Here is a 22,269-nt window from a genome sequence, read left to right as displayed (position 1 = left end):
CTTCCCGATCCCGGCCGTGATGACCGCCTACCCGCTTCCCGCCCTGTATGTCACCGGTACCGATACCGGCATCGGCAAGACCTTCAGCAGCTGCGTGCTGCTGCACGCGCTGCGCCAGCGCGGCGGCACGGCGGTGGGCATGAAACCGGTGGCCAGCGGCTGCGAGCGCACCGCCCACGGGTGGTGCAACGAGGACGCCACCGCGTTGCTGGCCGCCAGCCAGCCGGTGCCGGCCTACGCCGACCTCAACCCGTATGCGCTGCCCCTGCCGCTGGCGCCCGAGCTGGCGGCCGCCGACGCCGGCGTGCAGCTGGCGCTGGGCCCGATCGAGGCGGCCTTCGGGCGGCTGCGCGCACAGGCCGACACGGTGGTGGTGGAGGGCGTGGGCGGCTGGCTGGCACCGCTGTCGGCCACGCTGGACCAGGCCGACCTGGTACACACGCTGGAGCTGCCTGTGGTGATGGTGGTGGGCCTGCGGCTGGGCTGCCTCAACCATGCGCGGCTTACCGCGGCGGCGATCGCGGCCAGCGGGGCCACCTGCATCGGCTGGATCGGCAACGAGGTCGACCCGCAGATGGCGCGCATCGACGACAACATGACGATGCTGCGCGACCGCCTTGCGATGCCGTGCCTGGGCCGCCTGCCCTTCGCGCCCGGTGCCGATCCGGCCGGGCTGACCGGGTGCCTGCAGCTGTAACCGCAGGGCCTGCAGTCAGGCGTCGCGCAGGGCGCAGGCCAGCTGCCCCAGCGTGGCGATCGCGTCCACGTACGGCGCGTCCAGTTCCTGGCAGCACGACAACCGCAGGCAATGCCGGTAGCGCGCGCCGCGGGAGTACACCTGGCCGGGCATGAACACCACGCCGCGCGCCAAGGCCTGTTCGAACAGCGCGCCAGTGTCGATGCCGGCGGGCAGCTCCACCCACAACAGGAAGCCGCCGGTGGGCTGGGTGGCCAACGTGCCGGCCGGGAAATGCTGGGCGATCAACGCGCGCACGCGCCGCACCTGGTCGTTGTACAGGCGGCGCAGCGTGCGCAGGTGATGCTCGTAGCTGCCCGCTTCCAGGAACGCGCCGACGGCCTCGCCGAGCAGGCGCGGCTCGGCCCCGGTGGACTGGAACTTGAGCAGCTGGATATCAGCGGCGAACCGCCCCGCATCGAGCCAGCCGATGCGGTAGTCCGGCGCCAGTGTCTTGGAGAAGCTGCTGCACACCATCACCCAGCCGTCTTCATCGAAGGATTTCAGCAGCGGTGCCAGCGGCTCCTGGAATTGCAGTTCGGCATACACCGCGTCTTCGATGAGGGGAACGCGGTAGTGGTTGACCAGCGCGGCCAGGCGCTGCTTCTCGGCCACCGGCATGGTGCAGCCGAGCGGGTTGTGCACGGTGGGCATGGCCACGATCGCGCGCAGCGCGCCGCGTTCCAGCTGCGCGGCCACGGCATCCACGTCCAGCCCGCGGCGCGGGTCGGTGGGCAGCTCGATGGCCTTCAGGCCCAGGTTGCTGAGCAATGGGTACAGGTTGAAGTAGGACGGTGCTTCGATCCCCACCGCATCCCCGGGCCGCGTCACCGCGCGCAGGGCCAGCTGCAGCGCTTCCATGGCGCCATGGGTGAGGACCAGGCGCTCGGTGCTGGTGTGCAGCCCCAGCCGTGGCCCGCGCCGCACGATCTGCTCCAGCAGCCGGGTGGCCGCATTCGGGCGGGCATAGGTTTCCACCATGCCGGCGCGACGCAGCACCTGCGCGGTACTGCGCGCCAGCTTGTCGCCGGGATAGAAGCGACGCCCGCGCGGGCCGCCGAAAGCCAGGTCGATGATGCCCGGTTGCTGCTGCGCGGCCAGCCCCCGCGCCATCATCAGCTGTTGGGCCTGGGTGGTGGCCAGCGACGGCGCCTGGCGCAGCGAGCGGGTCGGTTCGGCCAGGCGCGGGCTGACCACGAAGCCGGCCTTGGGCCGCGGTACCACCAGGCCGGCATCTTCGAGCTGGCGATAGGCGGCAATGACGGTGTTGAGGCTGAGCTGGCGCTGCGCCGCCAGGCCACGCAGCGAGGGCAGGCGGGTGCCCACCGGCAACCGGCCGCTGTGGATGGCATCGGCCATTTCATCGGCCAGGGATTGGTAAAGGTTGGCTGCCATGGAGAGAGTCCGCCGCAATCTGTAACCGTGCGGATTGCCGGAAGCTGGCTCTGTATCCGCTGCATCGCGCAGCCTAGCATGCTCCCTCCCGCGCAGTGCGGCCCGCCGCTGCGCCTCCCGGACTTCCCTCGTGCACGGCGGTGGTTTGTTGCGCCGTGCACTTTTTTCGACCCCGTCCGGGTAGAGCCGACCGTTGGTCGGCTGCACGTATCCCGGCACCCAACGGCAGCCGACCAACGGTCGGCTCTACCCGGGGGCATCTTTCAGCGCGCCGACAGGGTGGACACCAGCCGCGGCTTGTCGCGGTACAGGGCCGGGTACTGGCGCTTGAGCGCCTCCACCTTCGGCAGGTCGTTGATGCGGATGTACATCGACTCCGGGTGCAGGGTGAGGTAGTTCTGGTGGTAGCCCTCGGCCGGATAGAAGCGCTTGCCGCCCTCGACCGTGGTCACCACCGGGGCGCTGAACGCCTTGGCGCGCTGCAGCTGGGCGATATAGGCCTGGGTTGCATCGCGCTGCCCGGCATCGTCGGCAAACACCGCCGAGCGATACTGCGTGCCGCGATCAGGTCCCTGGCGGTTGAGCTGGGTGGGGTCGTGGGCCACCGAGAAGAACACCTGCATCAGCTGCCCGTAGCTCACCTTCGACGGATCGTAAGTGACCTTCACCGCCTCGGCGTGGCCGGTGCCGCCGCTGCCCACGCGCGTGTAGCTGGCATCGCCCGCGCTGCCGCCGATGTAGCCGGACACCGCGTTGTCCACGCCGTTGATGTGCTGGAACACACCCTGCACGCCCCAGAAGCAGCCGCCGGCAAACACCACCTGGGCGCGCTGGACGCCGGGCTGTTTGAGGTCGGCCGCGGCACTGGGCGCAGGCAGCGTCACCAGCGCCTGTGCCGTGGCGGCCTGCGCCGGGCGATCCAGGCTGATCACCGCGGTGATGGTCATCGCCGCGATCACCGCCGCGATGCTGCCGGCCATCAGTTTGTCCATTGCGATCTTCATCGAAGGCCTCCAGGGCTCAACCGAACGTAAAGGCATAGGCATGCACGCCCGGATCAAGGAACTCGATCTCGAAGGTGCGTTCACGAACATCGCCGCGCTGGCGGATCAACTGGTACAGCCGGTGCTCGCCGACCTGGCCGCTGCCATCGGCCGACACATCGCCCCCGGCGGCCTCGCCCGGCGGCTGGCCGTCGATGCGCACGCGGTAGCGCACGGGGGTGCCATCCACGGCCGGGGCCAGCACCAGGTGCAGGTCGCGGGCATGGAAGCGGAAGGCGATGCGGCCACCGGCTGCGTCCAGGTGTGCATCTTCCTCGCCCACCGTCCAGCGCCCACCCAGCGCCCACTGGTTCAAGCGCAAGGTGGGCGGCACGGTGTAGTCGGTGGCACGGTCCGTCTGCTGCCCGCCAGGCGAGGCGAAGCTCTGCGCGCGGGCGTGGCCGAGGTAGGTCTCCGGCGATTTCAGGTTGCGCATGTCGGCCTGCTGCTCGATGCCATCACGCGGCGCGGCGCCGGCCATCGCCATGGCCTGGGCGGGTTCGTCGGGCAGGGTGTTGCCGGCGTCGCGCAGCAGCTGGCGGATGATCTGCTCGGACTGCGCGTAGTTGCCTTCGCCGAAGTGGTGCGCACGGATGCGGCCTTCCGCATCGATGAAGTAGTGCGCGGGCCAGTAGCGGTTGTTGAAGCCGCGCCAGATCGCAAAGTTGTTGTCGATCGCCACCGGGTAGGTGACCTTCAGGTCCTTCACCGCGCGCTGCACGTTGCCCAGGCTGCGCTCGAAGGCGAACTCCGGGGCGTGCACGCCGATCACCACCAGGCCGTGGTCGCGGTAACGCTCGGCCCACTCCCGCACGTACGGCATGGCGCGCAGGCAGTTGATGCACGAGTAGGTCCAGAAATCGACCAGCACCACCTTGCCGCGCAACGACTCGGCGCTCAGCGGCGGGCTGTTGAGCCAGCCGGTGGCGCCGGCCAGCGAGGGCAGGGTGCCTTCCACCGGCAAGGGGGCGCCGGCTGGCGCGTTGGCGGCCATCATCATCATCGAACCGCCCGCGGCCGGTTCCTGCCCCGGCAGCACATCCAACAGGCCCTGCTCGAGCTTGGCCGTGCTCACCGTGGACAGGCGGGTCAGCACGCCGGTGTCCCAGCCCATGCCGATCGCCACCACCGCCAGCAGCGCGGCCACGCCGAGTGCGCGGCGGATCCACTCGCCCACGCCCAGGCGCTGCTTGAGCGCGGCAAACACGCGCCCGCCGATCCAGATCGCCAGGGCCAGCGACGTGGCGGCGCCGAGCGCATAGGCCAGCAGCAACCCGCTGGTGCCGACGCTGGCGCCGTTGAGCGCCGCGCCGGTGAGGATCAGCCCCAGGATCGGCCCGGCGCACGGTGCCCAGAGCAGGCCGGTGGCAATGCCGATCAGCAGCGAGGTGCCCACCCCGCCGCGCCCGGCATCACTGGCCGCATCGGCCGAGGCGCTGAGCCGCGCGCCCAGCCGCTGGAACGGCGACAGCAGGCGGTTGGCCAGCGACGGCCACAACAGCGCCAGCGCGAACACCGCCATCACCACCAGCGCGATCCAGCGCCCGATCTGGTTGGCCTGGGCCACCCACTGGCTGCCCACCGCGGCCAGGCTGGCGACCACCGCGAACATCAGCGTCATGCCCACCAGCAGCGGCAGGCCGCTGCGCAGGAAGGGGCGGTCCGAGCGGGCGAACACGAACGGCAGCACCGGCAGGATGCACGGGCTGAGGATGGTAAGTACGCCGCCGAGGTAGGCCAGGACAAGCAGGAACATGGTCAGATCCTTCCAGGATGCAGGGGGAGCGGCGCTCAGGCCGCGGTGAAGCGCATCGCCACACCGTTCATGCAGTAGCGCAGGCCGGTGGGGCGTGGACCGTCATCGAACACATGGCCGAGGTGGCCACCGCAGCGTCGGCAATGCGCCTCGATGCGGATCATGCCCAGCGTGGTGTCGCGGTCTTCTTCCACGGCGCCGTGCAGGGGCGCCCAGAAACTGGGCCAGCCGGTGCCGCTGTCGAACTTGGTGGACGAGGAGAACAGTGGCAGCGCGCAGCCGGCGCAGCTGAAGGTGCCGCGCCGATGCTCCTTGTTGAGGGGGCTGCTGTAGGGCCGCTCGGTACTCTGGCGGCGCAGGACGGCATAAGCGGCCGGGCTGAGCTGCTCGCGCCACTGCGCGTCGGTGCGCATCACCTCGAAACGCCGCGTGGGGGCCGCCGGTGCGGCCGGTGCCGGGCCGCTGCACGCGGTCAGGCCGAACAGGCCGGCGGCGGCCGTCATGGCGCCCATGCCGAGCACATTGCGACGGGTGTAACGCATGGCCGATCTCCTGGGAGGGAAACGATGCGGCCATGCTGCGCCCGGGCCGGTCAACGAATCCTCACGCAGGGTTAAATTTTCCGTGACACATCCGGGGCCCGAACGGCCGACAATGCAGCCTGTTCCCCCTACCGGCCCGCCCGCACCGATGAGCAGCGCCAAGCGTGTCCTGATCGTCGAAGACGATGTCCACATCGCCAACCTGCTGCGCATGCACCTGCGCGACGAAGGCTATGAGGTCACCCACGCCGCCACCGGCGACGAGGGCCTGGCCCTGCTTGAAGGGCAGCCGTGGAGCGCGCTGGTGCTGGACCTGATGCTGCCGGGCGTGGATGGGCTGGAGATCTGCAAGCGTGCCCGGGCGATGGCGCGCTATACGCCGATCATCATCACCAGTGCGCGGGCCAGCGAAGTGCATCGCATCCTGGGCCTGGAACTGGGCGCCGACGACTACCTGGCCAAACCGTTCTCGATGCTGGAACTGGTGGCGCGGGTGAAGGCGCTGCTGCGGCGCGTGGAGGCCATGGCGCAGAACGCCCGTATCGACGCCGGTGAAACCGAGGTCGCCGGGCTGCGCATCGACCCGGTGGCACGTACCGCGCAGGTGGAAGGCCGCCCCTTGGAACTGACCCCGCGCGAATTCGACCTGCTGTATTTCTTTGCCCGGCACCCCGGGCAGGTGTATTCGCGCATGGACCTGCTCAACCAGGTCTGGGGCTACCAGCACGACGGCTACGAGCACACCGTCAACACCCACATCAACCGGCTGCGCAACAAGATCGAACGCGACCCGGCCACGCCGCAGCGCATCCAGACGGTGTGGGGGCGGGGCTACAAGCTGGTCGACAGCGACGGGGACGCCGCATGATCCGCCTGACCTTGTCCCAGCGCCTGTCGGTGGTGTTCTGCGCGCTGCTGCTGGCCTGCTGCGGCGCGCTTTTGTGGATCCAGATGCGCAGCACCGCCATGCACGAACAGGAAACGGTGCAGCGGCTGTCGCGCGGGTTGGCCGAGCACATCGCACGCAGCGGCGAACTGATGGACGCGCGCGGCATGCGCGGCGGCGAAGTGCGCGCGCTGTTCGGCAAGCTGATGGCGGTCAATCCCAGTGTCGAGGTCTACCTGCTCGACGATGAGGGCCGCATCCTGGGCCACGATGCGCCCGACGGCCACCTCAAGCGCGACCGTGTGGACCTGGCCCCGGTGCAGGCGCTGCTGCACGACGAGCCCCTGCCCATCCTCGGCGACGACCCGCGCAGCGCGACCGGCCGCAAGGTGTTCAATGCCGCGCCCTTGTGGGTGCAGGGCCGCCAGGCCGGCTACATCTACGTGGTGCTGGTGGGCGAACAACGCGAGGCGCTGGCGGCCAACATCGCCGCCAACGCGACCCTGCGCACCACGCTGTGGTCGCTCGCCATCGTGGCGGTGGTCGGGCTGCTGGCCGGCGTGGTCGCGTTCCGCTGGGTGACCCGCCCCCTGCGCCAGCTGACCCGGCGCATCCAAGCCTTCGACGTGGACGCCGCCGGCGCCGGCACGCCGCTGCCACCCACCCCGCTGCGGGCCGGCGAGCGCGACGAGCTGGCGATCCTGCAGCACAGCTTCGGGCACATGGGCCAGCGCCTGGGCGAACAATGGCAGCAGCTGCGCGAGCAGGACCTGCAGCGCCGCGAGCTGGTGGCCAACATCTCCCATGACCTGCGCACGCCGTTGTCGTCGCTGCATGGCTACCTGGAAACGCTGGCCTTGAAGGACGCCACGCTGGGCGCCGACGAACGCCAGCGCTACCTCGGCATCGCGCTGGCGCAGAGCCGCAAGGTGGGCGCGCTGGCGCAGGCGCTGTTCGAACTGGCACGGCTGGAGCACGGCGGGGTCAGCCTGGACCTGCAGGCGTTCTCGCTGCCCGACCTGGTCCAGGACGTGTTCCAGAAGTTCGAGCTGGCCGCGCAGGCGCGCCGGCAGACGCTCACCGCCGACATTCCGCCGGGGCTGCCGGCGGTCGTGGCCGACCTGGGGCTGATCGAGCGGGTACTGACCAACCTGCTGGACAACGCGATCCGGCACACGCCCGAGGGCGGCCGCATCGAGGTGGTGCTGCGCGCGCAGGACGGCGAGGTGCAGGTGGCCATCGCCGACACCGGCCCGGGCATCGCGCCCGAGCGCCGCGCGTCGTTGTTCAGTACGCCGCCGGCGCTGGGCAGTGCGCGCCCGGACAGCGGCGGGCTGGGGCTGCTGATCGTGCATCGCATCCTGCAGTTGCATCACCGGCAGATTCGCCTGATGGACAGCCGCGAAGGCGCGTTGTTCGTGTTCATGCTGCCCGTGGCGGCCGGCAAGGCCGGCCACCCGTAGAGCGGGGCTCTGCCCCGCTGCTTGCGATCGGGCGGTGCACCTGCCGGGCAGAGCCCGGCGCTACGCGTGGCGATGGTGCACCGGAACGCGCCCAAAAAAAGACCCGACAGAGGGAGGGTTCTGTCGGGTCTGGGATTGCGTGGGGGGAGGGACCCACGCAAATTCGATGCGGGTGTGGCTCAGCGCTTGGCAGCGCCCGCCTTGGCAGGGGCGTCCGCGGACGGACCCCGGACCAGCTCGCTGAACGCCTCGGAGGCTTTGAGCCCCAGGTCGACCACGTCCTGGTGGGCACGGGTCCAACGGGCGAGGTTGTCGCGGGCCAGCTGCGCGCCCTTGGGCAACAGCGTGCCGGGTTCCTGTGACTGCGCGATTTCACCGAAGAACCCGCTGGTGGCGGTGATGCTCTTTTCCAGCGTCTTCAACTGCACGCCGAACATGCTTTCGGCATTTTCCAGTGCGAGCCGATTGGCACGCGTGGCCGTTGCGGCCAGCTGGCGGGTGTAGTCGCTGAAGGAATCGGTGAACGCGGACGCCATGGGAGCGGCTCGAGAACGTTGATGCAATGCAGCATACGCCGAAAATATTGCATTGCAACATGTTGTTGCCAGTTGTGGTCCGGTTTCAGCTAAACCGGTTTCCAATCAATGGGTTGCGTAGGCTTGCGGGCGATGATGATGGGTCGGGAGCCGACCAACGGTCGGCTCTACCGCGCTGCTGCCGGGTCAGCCGCGGTAGCGGCAGCCGGAGGTGCAGGTTTCGTGGACGGTCACTTCGCTCAGCTGCGGCAGGGCCGGCTTGAGTTCGTTCCAGATCCAGATCGCCAGGCGCTCGCTGGTCGGATTCTCCAGGCCCGGGATGTCGTTGAGGTAGTGGTGGTCCAGGCGGTCGTAGATCGGCTGGAAGGCCGCCTTGACGTCGCCGAAGTCCATGATCCAGCCGGTCTGCTCGCCCGGTTCGCCTTCCACTTTCAGTTCCACCCGGAACGAGTGCCCGTGCAGGCGCGCGCACTTGTGGCCCGGCGGCACGTTGGGCAGGCGGTGGGCCGCTTCGAGGGTAAAGACTTTGAAGATTTCCATGCCGCCATTGTAGCGGTCGGCCCATGCCGGCGTGGGGGCGGGACATGGATGCAGTTGTAACAAAATCTATCCATCCGGATGAAGAGATGTTAGTTTCTCTTATATCCGTATGAAGAGATGTTATTGGCCCGTTCATGGCCAGGCATGGACTACTGCGGAACTTGTCGTCCACCACCCCACTGAAGTTCATGCCCAAGCACACTCTTCTTGTAGCAGCGTTGTCTGCTGCACTGGCCACGCCTTTGCCTGCGTTTGCCGATACCGCCACCGATGCCGCCGCTGCCGGCGACAGCAAGACCCTTGCCGCTGTGCGCGTCACCGGCTCCAACATCAAGCGCACCGACACCGAGTCGGCCAACCCGGTCCAGGTGATCGACCGCCAGCAGCTGGAGGAGACCGGCAAGGCCACCGTCGCCGACCTGCTGCGCTCGATCTCGGCCAACACCGGCAACGCCAACAACGAGACCACCAACAATGGCTGGGCCTCCGGCTCGGCCGGCATCGGCCTGCGCGGCCTGTCACAGAAGAACACGCTGGTACTGCTCAACGGCCGCCGCCTGGCCAACTACGGCTTCCCGGCCGGTGGCCTGTCGGACACCTTCGTCAACCTCAACGCGCTGCCGCTGGTGGCCGTGGAACGCATCGAAGTGCTCAAGGACGGCGCCTCGGCGGTGTACGGATCGGATGCCGTGGCCGGCGTGGTCAACATCATCACCCGGCAGAACTTCCAAGGCGCCGAACTCGGCGGCAGCCTGGGCACCGCCGACCAGGGCGGGCTGGACGAGCAGAACCTGAAGTTCATCGGCGGCATCGGCGACCTGGACACGGACGGCTACAACATCCTGGTCAGCCTGGAAGGCTACAACCGCGAACGCCTGGACCAGGACCAGCGTGACCTGACCAAGTCCGGCATCTACACCGACAAGCCCGGCGGCCGCTGGAACGGCTGGTCGGCCAAGGGCGCGCGCTATCTGGTCAACGGCACCTCGGTGCCGATGCTGGATGCCAGCGGCAACTGCCCGGACGGCACCACGCTTGTCGCCAGTGCGCCGATCGACGGCCTGGCCGGCAACACCTGCGGTTTCAACCAGGCGCCGTACACCACGCTGATCCCCTCGACCAAGCGCTACCAGGCCTACGTCAACGGCACCTTCCGGGTGAACGACAATGTCGAAGCCTTCGGCGAGGTGCTCTACAGCGACATCAAGGGCGTGTCCTGGTTCGGCAGCAGCCCGTTCTTCACCCTGGAAAGCGGCCGCTTCGCGCTCAACGCCGATACCGGCCTGGCCGAGCCGGTGTCGTCCAACCTGCCGGCGAGCAGCCCGTACAACCCGTACGGCCGCGCCGTGCCGATCGAGTACACCTTCTTCAACCTCGGCCCGACCATCAAGACCAACCGTTCGCAGGCCTACCGTGGCCTGGTCGGGCTGCGCGGCAGCCTGCAGAACTGGGACTGGGAAGTGGGCGCGTTCGGCGCACGCAGCAGCGAGCGCGAGACCGTGTCCGGCGGCTTCGCCAACCGCTACGCGCTGGCCGATGCGCTGGCCAGCGGCAGCTACAACCTGCTCAACCCGTCGGCCACCGCGCCGGAGGTGCTCAACGCGATCAACATCAGCACGCTGCGCCCGGCCGAGTCGGTGCTGCAGGGCGTGGACGCGAAGATTTCCGGCGCGCTGGGCCACACCTGGGCCGGTGAGATCGGGTTCGCCGCCGGTGCCGAATGGCGCCGCGAGAAGCTCGACTCCAACAACCCGTGGCAGATCGACGCGGGTCTGCAGATCCGCCCGGCGATCGCCGAGGTGCACGGTGAGCGCAAGGTCACCGCGGCCTATGCCGAAGTGAACGTGCCGCTGGCCGAGCGTCTGGAACTGCAGGCGGCTGCGCGCGCCGATCACTACAGCGATTTCGGCGATGCGTTCTCGCCCAAGCTCAGCCTGCGCTGGCAGCCGTGGGACATCCTGCTGGTGCGCGCCGCCGCCTCCAAGGGCTTCCGTGCGCCGTCGCTGTCGGAGAACTCCAACAGCACCAGCATCGCCTACGGCAGCGTGATCGATCCGCGCGACCCGGACGTGCCGGGCTCGCGCCAGAACCCGACCTTCTTCACCGTCGGCAACAACGACCTCAAGCCCGAGCGCACCAAGAGCTTCAACGCCGGCATCGTGCTCTCGCCGTGGACCAACACCAGCCTGAGCGTGGATTACTACCGCATCGAGCTGGAGAACCTGGTGGGCACCAACAACACCCAGACCCTGGTCACCGACAACGTGCCGGGTGCGGTCAGCCGCGATGAGCGCGGCAAGCTGCTGGCGGTGTTCAACCGCTACCAGAACCTGAGCGAGCTGAAGACCTCCGGCTTCGACGTGGAACTGCGCCAGCGCTTCCCGACCGCGCGCGCCGGTGACTTCGCGCTCAGCAGCGCCTTCACCCACGTGCGCAATTACAGCCGCCCCACGGTGGTTGGTGGCCCGCTGGTGGACTACGCCGGCAGCAACCTCGGTGCCACCCTGCCCAAGAACAAGGCCACCACCACGTTCGACTGGAGCTACGGCGACTTCCGCACCGCACTGACCTGGTACTACACCAGCGGCTATGACCAGAAGGCCAGCGCAGCGGCCACCGCCGTGCAGGACCGCGTGGATGCGTACAGCCAGTTCGATCTGTACCTGGCCTACACCGGCGTGGAGAAGCTGACCCTGTACGCCAAGATCCAGAACCTGGCCGACGAAGAGCCGCCGTACGACGCGTCCTTCCCGGGCATCCGCGCGCCGTACGACTTCAGCCAATACGACCTGCGCGGGCGCTACTTCACGGTGGGCTTCGACTACCGCTTCTGAACCTGCGGGCCGGTCGCCTTCGCGCGCCGGCCCGGCACCTGGCTGCACCGGAGCGTGCGCATTCAAACGGGGCCGGCGGAGAGGCCGGCCCGCTTCATGGGGAACTGCTGTGTCTTTGCATCGTGTCGTGTCACGTCCCATCACCTGGCTGCTGGGTGCGTTGTGGTTGCTGGCCGCGCCAGCGTTCGCGCAGAGCGCGTATTTCTTCCCGCAGGGCGGCGAGTTCGACCCGTCCATTCCCACCCCGCAGCAGTTCCTCGGCTACGAGATCGGCAGCCGCTACACGCGGCACGACCAGCTGGTGGCCTACTTCAACGAACTGGCCAAACACTCGGACAAGATCAAGGTCGAGCAGATCGGCAGCAGTTACGAGGGCCGCCCGCTGGTGATCGCCACGGTGACCTCGGCGCAGAACCAGCAGCAGCTGGAAACGCTGCGCCGCCAGCACGTCACCCTGGCCGATCCGGCCCAGCCGCTGAGCGCGGCCGGCAACAGCCCGGTGGTGGTGTGGCTGGGCTACAGCGTGCACGGCAATGAAACCTCCAGCGGCGAAGCCGCGCTGCTCACCGCCTACTACCTGGTCGCCAGCCGCAGCGCCGACACCGCGCAGTGGCTGCAGCAGGCGGTGGTGCTGTTCGACCCGGCGCAGAACCCGGACGGGCGCGACCGCGCGGCCAGCTGGCACAACGCCTATGCGTCTTCGCCGGCCTCGGCCGATCCTGCTGACAAGGAACATGTCGAACCGTTCCCGCAGGGCCGTACCAACCATTACTTCACCGACCTCAACCGCGACTGGCTGGCCCTGACCCAGCAGGACACGCGGCCGAAGATCGCCTACTTCCACCGCTGGTATCCCAACGTCCAGATCGATTTCCACGAGATGGGCAAGGACAGCACCTACTACTTCGAACCGTCGCCGGCGAGCATGCACAGCCCGCTGTTGCCGGCGGCGTCGTACGCCTTCAACAAGACGCTGGCCAAGTATCACGCGCAGGCGCTGGATGCGCTGGGGTCGCTGTATTACACCGGCGAGAACTTCGACAATTTCTCGCCGGTGTACGGCTCCACCTATCCGGATTTCCATGGTGCGGTCGGCGTCACTGTGGAACAGGCCAGTTCGCGCGGTCGCGTGCAGGAATCGGTCAATGGCCTGCTGACCTTCCCCTTTACCATCCGCAACCAGGTGGCCACCGGGCTGGGCACCCTCCGCGGCGCGGTGACCGAACGCGATGGCCTGCTCAAACTGCAGAAGGACTTCTTCCAGTCGGCGCTGAAGCAGGCCGGCCAGCAGCCGGTGAAGGCGTTTGTGTTCGGCGACGCGCACGATCCGGGGCTGACCGCCAAGCTGTTGGACCTGCTGTTGCAGCACCAGATCACGGTGGAGGCCTTGAGCACCGCCGTGACCGTGGAGGGGCAGCGCTTCGAGCCGGGCAGCGCCTACGTGGTGCCCACCGCGCAACCGCAGTTCCGGCTGGTCCATTCGATCTTTGCCGACACGCCGCCGATCAAGGGTGACGTGTTCTACGGCAGCACCTCCTATGCGATCGCACCGGCCTACGGCGTGGCGTTTGCCGGCAGCCGCAGCCGTATCGGCGGTGGCCAGCGCGTAACCGCGGTGGCGCCGGCCCAGGGCGGTGTAGTGGGCGGGCAGGCCGGCTACGCCTATGTGCTGGACTGGCGCGACTACAACGCCAGCCGCGCGCTATACGCGCTGCAGGCACGTGGCCTGCTGACCCGCGCCGCGTTCCAGCCGTTCACCGCCGCCACCGCCGGTGGCGAGCAGGCGTTCGCACGCGGCAGCGTGGTGATTCCGGTGGCCGGGCAACCGCTGGCCGGCGCGGCGCTGCTGGCGGCGGTCGACGAGGCCGCACGTGCTGCCGGTGTGCGCGTGCAGGCGCTGGCCAGTGGCCAGAGCCGCAGTGGCATCGACCTGGGCAGTGACAGCGTCAAGGCGCTGCGCAAACCGGCCGTGGCGCTGGTGATGGGCGAGGGCGTCAGTGCCACCGAGATCGGCTCGGCCTGGTTCGTGCTCGACCAGCAGGTGCAGCTGCCGGCCAGCAAGCTTGATCCGGCCCAGCTCGGCAAGGTGGAACTGGATCGCTACACCACGATCGTGCTGGCCGGTGGCACCTACACCGGCGTGGACGCGGCAGCGGTGGCCGCACTCAAGCGCTGGATCAACGCGGGCGGTTCGCTGGTGACCTACGGCACCGCCGCGCGCTGGGCGATCGAACAGAAGCTGGCCGATGAAGTACTGGGCGAAGACGAGAAGGAACCCGACGCAGCGCGGCGTGCCTTCGGCGACCAGCGCGACATTGCTGCCATCGAGCGGGTGAGCGGCAACATCCTCAGTGCGCAGGTGGATACCAGCCATCCGCTGGGCTTCGGCCTGCCGCGCACGCAGCTGGCGATCAACAAGGAAAACGGCATCCGCTTCAAGCCCAGCCGCAACCCGTTCTCCACCGTGGTCCGCGTGGATGAGACCCCGCGCGTCAACGGCTACCTGTCCGAGACCAACCGCAACCGCGTCGCAGGTGCGGCCTGGCTGCTGGTATCGCCGCAGGGGCAGGGCAACGTGGTGCTGTTTGCCGACGACCCGGCCCACCGCAAGTACTGGCACGGCACCGAGCGCCTGCTGTTGAACGCCATCTTCTTCGGCAACCAGCTCAACCCGACCAAACAACGCAGCTGACGGTAGAGCCGACCAACGGTCGGCTCTACGCTGCAGGCATCCGCTCGCGCCGGCGATCGCGACGCCTCCCGAGGTAGAGCCGACCGTTGGTCGGCTATCGCCATGCCCGAACGAAGAGCAGCCGACCAACGGTCGGCTCTACGCCGCAGGCATCTGCTCGCGCCGGCCATCGCCACGCCTCCCGAGGTAGAGCCGACCGTTGGTCGGCTATCGCAATACCCGAACGGAGAGCAGCCGACCAACGGTCGGCTCTACGCGGCAGGCATCCGCTCGCGCCGGCCATCGCCACGCCTCCCGAGGTAGAGCCGACCGTTGGTCGGCTATCGCCATGCCCGAACGAAGAGCAGCCGACCAACGGTCGGCTCTACGCTGCAGCCATCCGCTCGCGCCGGCCATCGCCACGCCTCCCGAGGTAGAGCCGACCGTTGGTCGGCTATCGCAATGCTCCCCGGGTAGAGCCGACCGTTGGTCGGCTATCGCAATGTCCGAACGGAGAGCAGCCGACCAACGGTCGGCTCTACGCTGCAGGCATCCGCTCGCGCCGGCGATCGCCACGCCTCCCCCGGATTCAAACCAAAAAAAGGGCGACGCATGAAGCGTCGCCCTTGTCTGTTTCACCGGTCCGCGAACGGATCAGCTGGCGCGAGCGCCACCGCCGCCCTGGCCACGGCCACCACCGCCGGCATTGCCACCGCCACGGCGCTGGCCCTGCGGCTGGCCGCCACGCGGGGCGCCGCGGCCGGCGCCATCACGCTGGCCGCCACCGGTCTTCTTCGGACCGGCATGGGCGTGGCGCGGGGCCTCGGCATGCGGACGACGTGCGTGCTTGCGCGGCGAACGATCGCCACCCGGCAGTTCGGCCTTGCCCGGCGCGCTGTTGCCCCAGCGAATCGGGGTCTGCGGCTCGAAGCCGGGCACGTCGCGGATGTCCATGTCCTTGTCGAGCAGGCGCACGATCTGGCGCAGCAGCTTGGCCTCGTCCTGGGCCACCAGCGAGATCGCCTGGCCGGTCGAGCCGTTACGGCCGGTACGGCCGATGCGGTGCACGTAATCCTCGGCCACCATCGGCAGGTCATAGTTGATGACCTTCGGCAGCTCGTTGATGTCGATGCCGCGCGCGGCGATGTCGGTGGCCACCAGCACGGTCACGCGGCCGGCCTTGAAGTCACCCAGCGCACGCAGGCGCTGGCCCTGGCTCTTGTTGCCGTGGATCGCCGCGGTCTTGATGCCCGACTTGTCCAGGAACATGGCCAGCTTGTCGCAGCCGTGCTTGGTACGGCCGAACACCAGGGTCTGCTCACGGCTGTCCTGGGCCAGCAGGTGCAGCAACAGCTCGCGCTTGCGCGGGCCATCGACCGGGTGCACGCGGTGGCTGATGTTCTCGGCAACGGTGTTCTTCGGCGTGACCTGGATCTGCTCCGGGTTGCGCATGAACTCCAGCGCCAGCTGCTTGATGCTCTCTTCGAAGGTCGCCGAGAACAGCAGGGTCTGGCGGTTCTGACGCGGCAGCTTGGCGAGGATCTTCTTGATCGACGGCAGGAAGCCCATGTCGAGCATGCGGTCGGCTTCGTCCAGCACCAGGATTTCGATGCCGGAGAGGTCGACGCTGCGACGCTCGATGTGATCGATCAGGCGGCCCGGGCAGGCGACCAGCAGGTCCACGCCACGGCGCAGCACGTCGAACTGGTTGCCCATGCCGACGCCGCCGTAGATGCAGGCGCTCGGGATGCGCAGGTACTTGCTGTAGCCGCGCAGGCTGTCATGCACCTGGGTGGCCAGCTCGCGGGTCGGGGTCAGCACCAGCGCACGCGGACGGCGCGGGCCATCAACGGCCTGCGGGTTGGTGCCCAGGTGCTGCAGCAGCGGCAGGCCGAACGCGGCTGTCTTGCCGGTACCGGTCTGTGCGCCGGCCAGCAGGTCGCGGCCTTCCAGGGCGAGCGGGATGGCCTGCTCCTGGATCGGGGTGGGGGTTTCGTAGCCCTGCTCGGCCAACGCGCGCAGCAGGAACGGGGCAAGGCCCAAGGATTCAAAAGACATCGGGTGGAAGCTCCAAAGACAAAGTAACGCCAGGCCGAATGGCCGGACGCGAGGCAGATCAAGGTGATCGGCTGACTCGGAGCGTTCCCGTAAACCGCGCTGCGAGAATTGGGTGCAGCCGGCGCGGTGCGCAGACTGGAATGCATGACGAATGGCGTCGGAGTGGGGGCGGGCGACGGATCGATGATCCATATCGCCGGCGATCCCGAAGGGAAACGGACGGCCGCTGCAGACCCGCATAGTCTAGCGGATGTTTGAGATCCGTACCAAATTGGCCTGTTCAGGTTGGGAGTGGGGGCGCGCTGCGCCCGGGGGGCTGCAACGGCCACAGCAACGGCAACGGCAACGGCAACGGCGCGGGTGTGCGGGGGGGGGGCGGGGTGGGTCCGGTTGCAGGGGACGCTGCAAGTACGTCCCTGTAAGCTCGGTCGCGCCATCCATGGCGCTCACGCCCCTGCAACCGGACCCACCCCGCCTCCTCCTGACATGGCGTGGGCGTTGCGTTTGGGGCCGAGGCAGAAGCAGACGTAAAGGCATTAGGTAAAGGGATAGGGATAGGTAAAGGGGTGGGCATAGGGATAGAGAGATTCGCGGGAGAGGGAGGTGGGGGCCGAGGATGTTGGTTGGGTGGGCGCGTGACGTGCGGTAGGGTGGGATGTCGCGTTGCAGCTTGGTGGTGCGACAATTTTGGTTACACTCGAAACCTATTTTTCGCGATCCCGGATACCCACCCATGAAGCTTGGTTCTTTGAAGGAAGGCGGCCGTGACGGCACCCTGATCGTGGTCTCGCGCGACCTGCGCCACGGCGCGCGCGCCACCGGCATCGCCGCCACCCTGCAGCAGGCGCTGGAAGACTGGAGCCACCTGGCGCCGCGCCTGAACGCCTTGTACGAGTCGCTCAACGATGGCAGCGCCGACGGCGTCTTCGACATCGACCTGCAGGCGCTGGCCGCGCCGCTGCCGCGGTCCTACGAGTTCGTGGATGGCAGCGCGTACCTGCCGCACGTCGAGCGCGTCCGCCGCGCCCGCGGTGCCGAGGTGCCGGAAAGCTTCTACACCGACCCGCTGATGTACCAGGCCACCAGCGCCGGCTTCCACGGCCCGCGTGATGCGGTGAAGGTGGTCAGCGAGGAATACGGCATCGACCTGGAAGCGGAGATCGTGGTGATCACCGACGACGTGCCGATGGCCGTCACCGCCGAACAGGCCGCCGGCCACATCCAGCTGGTGGGCCTGGTCAACGATGTGTCGCTGCGCAACCTGATCCCGGGCGAGCTGGCCAAGGGCTTCGGCTTCCTGCAGTCCAAGCCGCGCTCGGCGCTGTCGCCGGTGTTCGTCACCCCCGACGAGCTGGGCGACGCCTGGCAGGACAGCAAGGTGCACCTGCCGCTGCTGACCCACATCAATGGTGCCTGGTTCGGCGCCCCGGAAGCGGGCGTGGACATGCAGTTCAACTTTGCCCAGCTGGTCGCGCACGCCGCCAAGACCCGCCCGCTGGGCGCCGGTGCGATCGTCGGCTCGGGCACCATCGCCAACGAGGACACCAGCAAGGGCGCCTCCTGTTTTGCCGAGCTGCGCACGGTGGAAACCCTGCGCGATGGCAAGCCGAGCACGCCGTTCATGTCCTTCGGCGACGTGGTCCGCATCGAGATGCTGGACGCGGCCGGTGAGAGCATCTTCGGCGCCATCGAACAGCGCATCGAACAGGCCGCCAAGCCCTGAACGCCACCGCCGCCAGCGCCGATGCCGCCCTCGAACTGTTCAGCTACTGGCGGTCCAGCGCGGCCTACCGCGTGCGGATCGGGCTGAACCTCAAGCAGCTGGCGCACCGGATCACCCCGGTGCACCTGGTCCGCGATGGCGGCCAGCAGCACAGCGAGGCCTATGCGGCGCTCAACCCGCAGGAGCTGGTGCCCACGCTGCGCCATGACGGGCAGGTGCTGCACCAGTCGATGGCGATCCTGGAGTACCTGGACGAGGTGTTCCCGCTGCCGGCGCTGCTGCCCGACGATGCACCCGGGCGTGCGCGGGTGCGCGCGCTGGCGCAACTGGTGGCCTGCGACATCCACCCGCTCAACAATCTGCGGGTGATGCAGTTCTTCAGCGATACCTGGAGCGTGCCGCAGCCTGAGCGCGACGACTGGACCCGGCATTGGATGCGGGTCGGGTTCGAGGCGATGGAGCGGCTGCTGGTCGAATCGGTGGACACCGGCCGGTTCTGCCATGGCGACAGCCCGACCTTGGCCGACTGCTGCCTGGTGCCGCAGCTCTACAACGCGCGCCGCTTCAACCTGGACCTGGACGCGTACCCGACCCTGGTCCGGATCGACGCGGCCTGCCTGGCACTGCCGGCCTTCGATGCGGCCCGCCCGGAAAACCAGATCGACGCGGGGTGAGCCGGCACGCATCGATCGATGGTCGATGCGCCGTGGTGCAGGCCCCCACCAACGGTGGGGGCCTACCGTGGGACCGGTTGGGTCGATGCGGCGTCACCCGCGATCGGAACCGGTAGGCATCGACCGTTGGTCGATGCGCCGCATCACCCGCGCATCAGAACCCGTGGGTGATCGACGCCGGTGCGCTGTTGGCCGAGAAATCCGCGTACGGATCGTGCTCGCCGCTGCCGCCTTCGGACAGGCGGAACTTCAGCGCCAGGCCATCGCGCGAGTCGGCCGCGCGCAGCGCTTCCTCCTGCTCGATGATGTCGTTCTTGGCCATCCGGAACAGGCACTGGTCGAAGCTCTCCATGCCTTCTTCCAGCGAGGCTTCCATCGCTGCCTTGATCTCGTGCACCTGGCCGCGGCGCAGCAGGTCGCGGATCATCGGGGTGTTGATCAACACCTCGGTGGCCGGCAGGCGGCGCCCGTCCTTGCCCTTCACCAGGCGCTGGGACACCACCGCGCGTAGGTTCAGCGACAGGTTCATCAGCACGTTGCGGTGCGCGCTTTCCGGGAAGAAGTTGAGGATGCGCTCGATGGTCTGGTCGGCGTTGTTGGAGTGCAGCGTGGCCAGGCACAGGTGCCCGGTCTCGGCGAAGGCGATGGCCGCCTCCATCGTTTCGGCATCCAGGATTTCGCCGATCAGGATCACGTCCGGCGCTTCACGCATCGCGTTCTTCAGTGCGTTGTGGAAGGCGTGCGTATCCAGCCCCACCTCGCGCTGGTTGACGATGGACATCTTGTGCTTGTGCAGGTACTCGATCGGATCCTCGATGGTGAGGATGTGACCGGTGGTGGTGCTGTTGCGGTGGTCGATCATCGACGCCAGCGAGGTGGACTTGCCCGAACCGGTCGAGCCCACCACCAGCACCAGCCCGCGCGGGGTCATGATGACGTCCTTGAGCACCTGCGGCAGGTTGAGCTCTTCGATGCTGGGGATCTTGCTGCGGATCGCACGGATCACCATGCCGACCTCGCCGCGCTGCTTGAACACGTTGACGCGGAAACGCCCCGCCTCGGCCAGGGCGATGGCCATGTTCAGCTCCAGCTCGCGCTCGAACTCGGGCACCTGGCCCTCGTCCATCAGCGAGTAGGCGATTTTCTTGACCATGCCCGGGGGCAAGCCGGTGTTCCCCAACGGGTACAGCTTGCCCTCGATCTTGATGTAGACCGGGGCGCCGGTGGTCAAGAACATGTCCGACGCGTTCTTTTCGGTCATCAGCTTCAGGAAATAGCCGATATCCATGCGAAATGTTTCCCCAACAATCGGCCGCGTGCCATTGCAAGCACGCCGCAGGCTTCCGACAATGGCCGCGCTCCTACTTCTGGCGACGGCACCCCCAATGAATAGCTTCGCACAAATACGACGTATCCCGTCGGTGGTCATGATTGTTTGCGTGATGGCGTGCACATTCGCGCTCGCAGGCGCCGCCCAGGCCCAGGACGGCGCCCTGGAACTGATGCAGGCCCGGCAGGCGGTGGACAAGGCCACCCAGGCCGATGCCGACCAGTACGCCCCGGATCTGATCGCCGTGGCCCGCCAAGGCCTGGAACAGGCCCAGCGCGCCGCCGGCGACCGCCGCGAGCGCAAGAACGCCCCGGCCCTGGCCGTGCGCGCCACCGTGGACGCCGACCTGGCGCGCGCCCGCAGCGAAGAAGCCACCGCCACCGCCCAGCTGCAGCTGCGTCGCAATGAAGTGACCCAGCTGCAACGCCAGCTCGCCACCGGGGAGAACCGTTGATGACCGTCGCGCCGAAGAAGTCCCGCACCCTGCGCGCGTCCACCCTGGTGCTGGCCGCCGGCCTGGCCCTGCCGCTGCTGGCCCAGGCCGCCGAAGACCCGGCCGTGGCCCAGCTGACCCAGCGCCTGATGGCCATGCAGGCCAATCCCGACGCCTCGCAGCTGGCTGCCTTCGAGCGCCTGCAGGCCCAGCAGGCCGTGGCCGACCTGGCCAAGGCCAAGCGCCGCGACCTGGACCAGGCCCGTTACCTGGCCGAACGCCGGGTCGAGATCGCCGAAACCAGCGTGCGTGCGGCCCTGGCCCAGCGCGAGGTGGACCAGCTGGAACGTACCCGCAGCGAGCTGCTGATCGAAGCCAGCCGCCGCGACGCCCAGCGCGCCCGGCAGGAAACCGAGAGGCTGCGCGTGCAGGCGCAGATCCAGGCCGAGGAAACCGAGCGCCTGCGCCAGTCGGCCGAGCAGGAGGCCCTGGCCCGCCAGGACGCCGAAACGGCGCTGACCAGCGTGGCCGGCAAGCAGACCGCCCGCCTGAGCGCGGCCCAGCAGAGCGCGGCCAAGCTGGCCCGCGAGGAAGCCGAACTGGTCTCGGGCAGCAAGCTGCCGGGGTCGAAGTTCGACAGCCGCGGCGAGGTGTTCACCTTCAATGGCGACGCCTTCGCGGCCGGCAAGGGCAGCCTGTCCGGTGGCGCCAAGGGCCAGGCCAAGGCACTGGCCGAGTACCTGAACATCGGCAAGAAGGGCCGGGTCCGGATCGAGGCCTATGACGCCGCGGCCGGGGTGGGCGACCAGCGCGCCCAGGCCCTGCGCGACGCCCTGGTGGCCGCCGGCGTCAGCGCCAGCCGCCTGCAGGTGGCGGGCAAGAAGGCCGCGGCCACCAAGGCGCGTTCGGCCGAGGTCATCATCGCCCCCTGAGCCGGGTCTGCGGGGTCACCGTAGGTCGCCGGCAACGGTCGGTCATGACCGTTGGTCATGACGCAACTTGCTGTTTTTGTTTAATTTTCGTTGAAGTGCGCGTTCAGCCTGAACCCCGGCTGGAGCGCATCGAAAATTTCAGATGAAACGCTTGAAGACCCCTTCGGGCAGGCGTAGGGTCAGTTGTCCGGGGCGCCTTCCGCGACCCGGACGATTGGAGGGCCGGGCCGATGAACCGAGGGCACGAACCACAGCAGTCTGCAGTCCGGGCAGTCCCGGTTGCGCATGCGGGTTCGGTCGCGGTGATCGTCAGGTGCTCCACCCAAAAGCAACGCCCCGTGCCGTCAGGCCGGGGCGTTCTTGTTTCTGCCGTACAGCGATAGGAGGTTCATCATGTTTGAAGGTCAGCCCCAGAGCGAGATCGACGCACGCCGCAAGCGTGATCCGGAATTCAAGGCACTTTACGAACGGCACCAGAAGTTGAACAAAAAGTGCATGGATGCCCAACTCGGTGTACTGCCGATAGACGATCTCACCTTGGGCCAGATGAAGCGTGAGAAGCTGCTGGCCAAGCAGAAGCTGGAACGGATGTACGACTCCCCCATGCATTGATGTAAGGTTTTGACCCAACGCCGCGGGCGGCGTCCGTCACCTCGTCGACGGGCGCCGTTCGCGTCGCTCCGCTGTCGCGGCCGGCATCACTCCGCCGCCGACAGC

At 68.2% G+C, this 22,269-nt stretch carries 18 protein-coding genes; 10 read left to right on the top strand and 8 right to left on the bottom strand.

What is annotated here, in order from left to right:
• The first annotated feature begins 19 nt into the window (after positions 1-19).
• The gene (gene bioD / locus AC1DCJ_RS04185; RefSeq protein ID WP_478070268.1) at positions 20-697 is read left to right on the top strand and encodes a dethiobiotin synthase; all 678 of its coding nucleotides are present in this window, start codon (positions 20-22) and stop codon (positions 695-697) included.
• A gap of 15 nt (positions 698-712) precedes the next feature.
• Here the strand turns inward: bioD and AC1DCJ_RS04180 are convergent, their stop codons facing one another.
• From AC1DCJ_RS04180 to msrB, 4 genes are all read right to left on the bottom strand, one after another.
• Entirely contained in the window at positions 713-2,131 is a 1,419-nt protein-coding gene (locus AC1DCJ_RS04180) for an aminotransferase-like domain-containing protein (protein ID WP_478070191.1), read from the bottom strand.
• A 263-nt stretch (positions 2,132-2,394) separates the two neighbouring features.
• The gene (gene msrA / locus AC1DCJ_RS04175; protein ID WP_313425505.1) at positions 2,395-3,135 is read right to left on the bottom strand and encodes a peptide-methionine (S)-S-oxide reductase MsrA; all 741 of its coding nucleotides are present in this window, start codon (positions 3,133-3,135) and stop codon (positions 2,395-2,397) included.
• Between the two features lie 16 nt (positions 3,136-3,151).
• Complete coding sequence (locus tag AC1DCJ_RS04170; protein ID WP_478070190.1) at positions 3,152-4,930, bottom strand: cytochrome c biogenesis protein DipZ; 1,779 nt, start codon at positions 4,928-4,930, stop codon at positions 3,152-3,154.
• 35 nt (positions 4,931-4,965) lie between these two features.
• Complete coding sequence (gene msrB / locus AC1DCJ_RS04165) at positions 4,966-5,472, bottom strand: peptide-methionine (R)-S-oxide reductase MsrB (RefSeq protein WP_038690671.1); 507 nt, start codon at positions 5,470-5,472, stop codon at positions 4,966-4,968.
• A gap of 148 nt (positions 5,473-5,620) precedes the next feature.
• Between msrB and AC1DCJ_RS04160 the strand changes: the two genes are divergently transcribed.
• On the top strand, positions 5,621-6,340 hold the full coding sequence (locus tag AC1DCJ_RS04160) for a response regulator transcription factor (protein WP_428712534.1): 720 nt from the start codon (positions 5,621-5,623) through the stop codon (positions 6,338-6,340).
• Positions 6,337-7,821 (top strand): sensor histidine kinase, encoded by a 1,485-nt coding sequence (locus tag AC1DCJ_RS04155; RefSeq protein WP_478070189.1) that lies wholly within the window; start codon positions 6,337-6,339, stop codon positions 7,819-7,821. Before AC1DCJ_RS04160 ends, AC1DCJ_RS04155 begins: the two co-directional genes overlap by 4 nt.
• 179 nt (positions 7,822-8,000) lie before the next feature.
• Here AC1DCJ_RS04155 and AC1DCJ_RS04150 read toward each other — a convergent pair whose 3' ends face one another.
• On the bottom strand, positions 8,001-8,357 hold the full coding sequence (locus AC1DCJ_RS04150) for a phasin family protein (RefSeq protein ID WP_137191133.1): 357 nt from the start codon (positions 8,355-8,357) through the stop codon (positions 8,001-8,003).
• A 186-nt stretch (positions 8,358-8,543) separates the two neighbouring features.
• Positions 8,544-8,897 carry a 6-carboxytetrahydropterin synthase QueD gene (gene queD, locus AC1DCJ_RS04145; protein ID WP_038690662.1) on the bottom strand — a complete coding sequence of 118 codons (354 nt, stop codon included), beginning with the start codon at positions 8,895-8,897 and terminating at the stop codon, positions 8,544-8,546.
• 188 nt (positions 8,898-9,085) lie between these two features.
• Here queD and AC1DCJ_RS04140 point away from each other — a divergent pair, with 188 nt between their 5' ends.
• Positions 9,086-11,731, top strand: a complete 2,646-nt coding sequence (locus tag AC1DCJ_RS04140) for a TonB-dependent receptor (protein WP_478070267.1) — start codon at positions 9,086-9,088, stop codon at positions 11,729-11,731.
• 109 nt (positions 11,732-11,840) lie between these two features.
• Positions 11,841-14,423, top strand: a complete 2,583-nt coding sequence (locus tag AC1DCJ_RS04135) for a M14 family zinc carboxypeptidase (RefSeq protein WP_478070188.1) — start codon at positions 11,841-11,843, stop codon at positions 14,421-14,423.
• A gap of 633 nt (positions 14,424-15,056) precedes the next feature.
• On the opposite strand, the gene AC1DCJ_RS04130 is transcribed toward AC1DCJ_RS04135, so the two are convergent.
• Complete coding sequence (locus AC1DCJ_RS04130; protein ID WP_137191131.1) at positions 15,057-16,460, bottom strand: DEAD/DEAH box helicase; 1,404 nt, start codon at positions 16,458-16,460, stop codon at positions 15,057-15,059.
• Between the two features lie 733 nt (positions 16,461-17,193).
• Here AC1DCJ_RS04130 and AC1DCJ_RS04125 point away from each other — a divergent pair.
• Together AC1DCJ_RS04125 and maiA are read left to right on the top strand one after the other, a co-directional pair.
• A complete protein-coding gene (locus AC1DCJ_RS04125) occupies positions 17,194-18,183 on the top strand; it encodes a fumarylacetoacetate hydrolase family protein (RefSeq protein WP_038690660.1) in 990 nt (329 codons plus the stop codon).
• On the top strand, positions 18,180-18,857 hold the full coding sequence (gene maiA / locus AC1DCJ_RS04120; protein ID WP_320491476.1) for a maleylacetoacetate isomerase: 678 nt from the start codon (positions 18,180-18,182) through the stop codon (positions 18,855-18,857). Before AC1DCJ_RS04125 ends, maiA begins: the two co-directional genes overlap by 4 nt.
• A gap of 154 nt (positions 18,858-19,011) precedes the next feature.
• On the opposite strand, the gene AC1DCJ_RS04115 is transcribed toward maiA, so the two are convergent.
• Complete coding sequence (locus AC1DCJ_RS04115; RefSeq protein WP_478070187.1) at positions 19,012-20,145, bottom strand: PilT/PilU family type 4a pilus ATPase; 1,134 nt, start codon at positions 20,143-20,145, stop codon at positions 19,012-19,014.
• A 154-nt stretch (positions 20,146-20,299) separates the two neighbouring features.
• Here AC1DCJ_RS04115 and AC1DCJ_RS04110 point away from each other — a divergent pair, with 154 nt between their 5' ends.
• From AC1DCJ_RS04110 to AC1DCJ_RS04100, 3 genes are all read left to right on the top strand, one after another.
• Positions 20,300-20,641 carry a DUF4398 domain-containing protein gene (locus tag AC1DCJ_RS04110; protein ID WP_051598900.1) on the top strand — a complete coding sequence of 114 codons (342 nt, stop codon included), beginning with the start codon at positions 20,300-20,302 and terminating at the stop codon, positions 20,639-20,641.
• Positions 20,641-21,552, top strand: coding sequence for a hypothetical protein (locus tag AC1DCJ_RS04105; protein WP_478070186.1), 912 nt, complete (start codon positions 20,641-20,643; stop codon positions 21,550-21,552). The genes AC1DCJ_RS04110 and AC1DCJ_RS04105 overlap by 1 nt, the downstream gene beginning before the upstream one ends.
• Positions 21,553-21,945: 393 nt before the next feature.
• On the top strand, positions 21,946-22,164 hold the full coding sequence (locus AC1DCJ_RS04100; protein ID WP_038690653.1) for an HP1242/YdcH family protein: 219 nt from the start codon (positions 21,946-21,948) through the stop codon (positions 22,162-22,164).
• Positions 22,165-22,269 lie beyond the last annotated feature (105 nt).

It is taken from the genome of Stenotrophomonas sp. 10N36 (genome assembly GCF_056395005.1).
Note: the sequence above shows the minus strand (reverse complement) of the source record. Positions and strands in the feature narration are given on the sequence as shown.

Bases quoted from the DNA above. Each gene is read 5' to 3' on its own strand.
- AC1DCJ_RS04130 (WP_137191131.1), bottom strand. From the start codon at position 16,460: ATGTCTTTTGAATCCTTGGGCCTTGCCCCGTTCCTGCTGCGCGCGTTG.
- msrB (WP_038690671.1), bottom strand. From the start codon at position 5,472: ATGCGTTACACCCGTCGCAATGTGCTCGGCATGGGCGCCATGACGGCC.
- AC1DCJ_RS04115 (WP_478070187.1), bottom strand. From the start codon at position 20,145: ATGGATATCGGCTATTTCCTGAAGCTGATGACCGAAAAGAACGCGTCG.
- AC1DCJ_RS04105 (WP_478070186.1), top strand. From the start codon at position 20,641: ATGACCGTCGCGCCGAAGAAGTCCCGCACCCTGCGCGCGTCCACCCTG.
- AC1DCJ_RS04170 (WP_478070190.1), bottom strand. From the start codon at position 4,930: ATGTTCCTGCTTGTCCTGGCCTACCTCGGCGGCGTACTTACCATCCTC.
- AC1DCJ_RS04125 (WP_038690660.1), top strand. From the start codon at position 17,194: ATGAAGCTTGGTTCTTTGAAGGAAGGCGGCCGTGACGGCACCCTGATC.
- AC1DCJ_RS04110 (WP_051598900.1), top strand. From the start codon at position 20,300: ATGGCGTGCACATTCGCGCTCGCAGGCGCCGCCCAGGCCCAGGACGGC.
- AC1DCJ_RS04140 (WP_478070267.1), top strand. From the start codon at position 9,086: ATGCCCAAGCACACTCTTCTTGTAGCAGCGTTGTCTGCTGCACTGGCC.
- AC1DCJ_RS04150 (WP_137191133.1), bottom strand. From the start codon at position 8,357: ATGGCGTCCGCGTTCACCGATTCCTTCAGCGACTACACCCGCCAGCTG.
- msrA (WP_313425505.1), bottom strand. From the start codon at position 3,135: ATGAAGATCGCAATGGACAAACTGATGGCCGGCAGCATCGCGGCGGTG.
- AC1DCJ_RS04160 (WP_428712534.1), top strand. From the start codon at position 5,621: ATGAGCAGCGCCAAGCGTGTCCTGATCGTCGAAGACGATGTCCACATC.
- AC1DCJ_RS04155 (WP_478070189.1), top strand. From the start codon at position 6,337: ATGATCCGCCTGACCTTGTCCCAGCGCCTGTCGGTGGTGTTCTGCGCG.
- AC1DCJ_RS04180 (WP_478070191.1), bottom strand. From the start codon at position 2,131: ATGGCAGCCAACCTTTACCAATCCCTGGCCGATGAAATGGCCGATGCC.
- queD (WP_038690662.1), bottom strand. From the start codon at position 8,897: ATGGAAATCTTCAAAGTCTTTACCCTCGAAGCGGCCCACCGCCTGCCC.
- AC1DCJ_RS04100 (WP_038690653.1), top strand. From the start codon at position 21,946: ATGTTTGAAGGTCAGCCCCAGAGCGAGATCGACGCACGCCGCAAGCGT.
- bioD (WP_478070268.1), top strand. From the start codon at position 20: ATGACCGCCTACCCGCTTCCCGCCCTGTATGTCACCGGTACCGATACC.